The organism is Bacteroides sp. OF03-11BH, assembly GCF_003604005.1.
GTDB classification, from domain to species: Bacteria; Bacteroidota; Bacteroidia; order Bacteroidales; family Bacteroidaceae; genus Bacteroides; species Bacteroides ovatus.
This window is the reverse complement of the sequence record NZ_QTMW01000093.1, coordinates 1-3252: the sequence shown is the minus strand read 5'-3', so window position 1 is coordinate 3252 and position 3252 is coordinate 1. Positions and strand designations below refer to the sequence as shown.

The window sequence follows — 3252 nt, the reverse complement described above, 5'->3', positions numbered from 1 at the left end:
ACTGCGCCACGGGTATCTTTCCGTCCTTGTAAGGGTTGTTCTTCAACAGATACTCGCCGCCGAACACCCATTTGTTCCCCTTTTTCGTGTAGGTGGAAAGAGCCGCCCCAAAGCTGTACCCGCTGTCCTTGCCGCCGGGATTGAAGCCGTCCGCCATGTTCGCCCTGACCTCGATGCCCTGCATCTTCGGCAGGCATCGCTGGGCGTGCGCCTGCCCCGTACACAGGGCAAGCGACGCGATGATTATTGCGATGTACTTTCTCATGGTCAACGCACTTGAAGTTCGTTAATGGTATTGGCACGTACCAAGTCCTCGTTCTCAATCACGAAAGACTGGTGGCGACCTCCGTTCTTCTCGTTGAGTTCCACCATGAGGCACTTGTCGTCGGGAATGGTGAACTTCGCCATCGTGAACACCGTGCGCTCGCTCTTCTTGCCCGGCACGAGTGTGGCGTAATTCTGCGCACGGAGCGGCAGGATAATCTGCTCCTGCACGGCGGTACGCTTCGCCACCTTCTTGTCCACGATTTTCCATGTGATGTAGTCCACGTCGAAAGGCACGTTGCTCTGGTTCTTTATCTCCGTGTGGAAATAGAGCAAACCATTATGCGTGTAGATGCCTTTCAGCAGGTACTGGATGCCGAATCGCTTGCAGCCGATGTGCTTCACCTCGCGCTTGTTCTGCTTGTGGATGGACTTCATGATAAGGCGCACCAGCATCGGGCTTTCGCTGCCCAGTTCCTTCAGATAGATTTCCTGCGCGTTGTTCGGACGGTTCACCTTCTCGCCGTCATGGATGAAGTCGCACATCTCCACGTTGAGCAGCAGCGGTTCGGTGGCGTACTTCACGTTGAAGGCATAGAAACTCCCGTCCTCCGTTATCACGGACATATTGGTTTCGTTCGGGAAGTCCCTCACGGTAGCCTTCACGCGGATGACGTTCTCCGCTCCGTCGGCTTTGCCCGCAATCAGGTCGGGCGAGCCTAAATCCACGTAGCGCACCTCCGAGGGGAAAATGACGTGGACGGTCTTGTCATAAGTCACTTCCAATCCGTGCGGGGGAACCATGCGGTCGAAGGTCAGCTTCTTTGTCAGCCCGTGATACAGATCGCCGTCCGCCTCCTTCTGCGGATAGACCTCCTTTGTCAAGGTCGGTTGTTCACTTCCGTTGTCCGTTACAACGGTTACGTTCTCCTGCGCGTTGGCAGTTACGATGCCCATAGCGAGGGCAAACATGATGATTACTTTTTTCATTCTACTTTGGATTTTAGTGGTAAATAAAAATTTGGTTGTTGTTACTTTTTCTTTTTTCAATTCCTGTCCTGATAGAGCAAGACCTTGTACCCGGCTTTCAGATGCACCTTGACGGTACGCATCTTCTTAGCGATATACTGGCTGGTTCCTTGTATCAGCCCTTTACCCAAATCGGAGGCGAGCTGCGCCCCTGCGTTGGTGGAGATATTGATGCTGCTGCCCAGCGAGCCGCCCATGTTGGCGGCAACCTCCCTGACGGCGTTCATCTCCATAGAGTTGGGAATGAAGATACCGGGCTGCCCGTCCGTGTCATACACCACCAGCTCTACCGGGATAATCGTACCCGCGTACTCCAGCGACGTGATTTCAATATCAAGCCGTTCGCCCTGAATCTTTGCCGTGCCGATCACCACCGCATTACGGGGGATGATTTTGTCCGCTACCGCCATCGGCTCCAGCAGCCGGAGTTTGACAGCCTGCCCATCCGTCACACTCTGCGCCCCATAGACGCACGCCGACAGGGTGTTCTTGTCCGACACGGTCGTGACACCCACCGCCGTATTGAAACTGCGGTTGCGCTCCTGCGAGAAGGAGGCGGCAAATTCGGCGATGCTCATCGGCTGTGAGAGCGAGGACACCACCTGATGCGTTACCTGCCTGACAGGTGCAGCCGTGTTCTTTCCGGCTTTCTGCACATGGTAAGGTTCTGCCGCCTGTCCGACAGGTGGCTGTGTACCGTTCTGACCGCCCATGTACTTCGCCGCCAGCTCGTAGGACTTCTCCATAAGTGCCACTTGATCATCCACAGCGGACGCCTTGCCTTTCTCGCTTTCCAGTTCCGATTCCAGCGAAGCGATGCGCTCCAACAGTTCGTCCATATCCGCGTTGTCGTTCTTCGGCTGCTCATAGAAGTTGCCGAGCGTGGTATTGAGGTCGCGGTAGGCAGCTGCGGAAGACTGGATGGTCTTCGGGGCGGATTTCACGTTCTCTTCCGTTCCTCCGGGATTGGCAAGGTCGAAGTCCCTGCCACCGTCCGTTTCCGCCACCTCTCGGTCGAACATATCGCCCAGTTCCTGCATGGTGCGGCTGCGGTTCTCCTGCCGTTCCTCCATCGCCCCCTGCTCGTATGCTTTCGCCTTGTCGCCGATGATCTGGCGGTTCGCCTTGTCAGCGTCGGGCATTTCGATGTTGTAACCACTCGTTCCCGGTTGCTGTTCCTTGTCGGAAGACGGGGCGAATATCAGCCACATAGCCCCGATGAATACCAGCACCATAGCGGGCAGCACTATCATTTTCTGACGTTTCAGCCTTTGGGCTTCGGTCAGCGGCTTGCGCTCCTTCTTCGGTTTCCCGTTGTCGGGAGCCGCCTTGTTCTCGTTTTTAGGTTCATTCTTCGTCTGTTCCATATAAATAAGGTATTACGTTGTGATTGTTTTACGGCTTTACGGACAGTCCCACCTGTCCGGCATGGTCTGTTACTATCCGGTTGCCGCCATTCCTGCCGATGTCATAGACGGCTTTGCCGAAGGTGTAGATGGCAAGCACCGCGAAGGCGGCGAGCATCGCCAGCACGATGCGCCTGCGTGTCTTCGGGGGTAAACCGTCCAGATAGCCTTTGAGCCTTGCCACCAGCATTTTCTTTTTGTCGTGGAGCTTCCAGTACGCACGCCAAAATGATTTTTTGATTTTCTTCATGTCCGTTTACCTTTTGATGGTTTGTAAATCCTTGTTCTCGATGATGGTGAATCCCTCGATGGTGAAACCGTTGGGATTGTCGTCCGAACGGGACGAGTTCAAGAGGCGGCACGTGGTCACGAGGCTGCGTTCGGTGACGTTGCTTTGCCGGATGATTTTCTGCGTGGCATAGGTCACGGCACGGTAGGGATAGCCGTTGAAGTCGCACACCACGCTGTCCACCTTCAGTACTTGGTTGATGTTCCCGGAGATGATACGGTTGTAGTACCCCTTCTCGGCAAAGTCCGAATAGTAGTTGTACAC

At 55.0% G+C, this 3252-nt stretch carries 5 protein-coding genes; all 5 read right to left on the bottom strand.

Annotation, left to right across the window (positions count from 1 at the left end):
* The coding region (locus tag DXA54_RS27455; protein ID WP_207903527.1) for a conjugal transfer protein TraO at window positions 1-265 on the bottom strand (265 nt) is incomplete at its 3' end.
* Between the two features lie 2 nt (window positions 266-267).
* Entirely contained in the window at window positions 268-1254 is a 987-nt protein-coding gene (gene traN / locus DXA54_RS27450; protein ID WP_120081172.1) for a conjugative transposon protein TraN, read from the bottom strand.
* A gap of 56 nt (window positions 1255-1310) precedes the next feature.
* Window positions 1311-2660: a conjugative transposon protein TraM gene (gene traM / locus DXA54_RS27445; protein WP_120081170.1), complete on the bottom strand. Its 1350-nt coding sequence runs from the start codon at window positions 2658-2660 to the stop codon at window positions 1311-1313.
* Between the two features lie 28 nt (window positions 2661-2688).
* Window positions 2689-2949: a TraL conjugative transposon family protein gene (locus tag DXA54_RS27440; protein ID WP_120081168.1), complete on the bottom strand. Its 261-nt coding sequence runs from the start codon at window positions 2947-2949 to the stop codon at window positions 2689-2691.
* A 6-nt stretch (window positions 2950-2955) separates the two neighbouring features.
* Window positions 2956-3252, bottom strand: a 297-nt coding sequence (traK, locus tag DXA54_RS27435; RefSeq protein WP_120081166.1) for a conjugative transposon protein TraK, incomplete at its 5' end; no start/stop codon positions are given.

What these genes read in the sequence shown, in the direction of transcription:
- DXA54_RS27440 (WP_120081168.1), bottom strand. Translation starts at nt 2,949, where the DNA reads ATGAAGAAAATCAAAAAATCATTTTGGCGTGCGTACTGGAAGCTCCAC.
- traM (WP_120081170.1), bottom strand. Translation starts at nt 2,660, where the DNA reads ATGGAACAGACGAAGAATGAACCTAAAAACGAGAACAAGGCGGCTCCC.
- traN (WP_120081172.1), bottom strand. Translation starts at nt 1,254, where the DNA reads ATGAAAAAAGTAATCATCATGTTTGCCCTCGCTATGGGCATCGTAACT.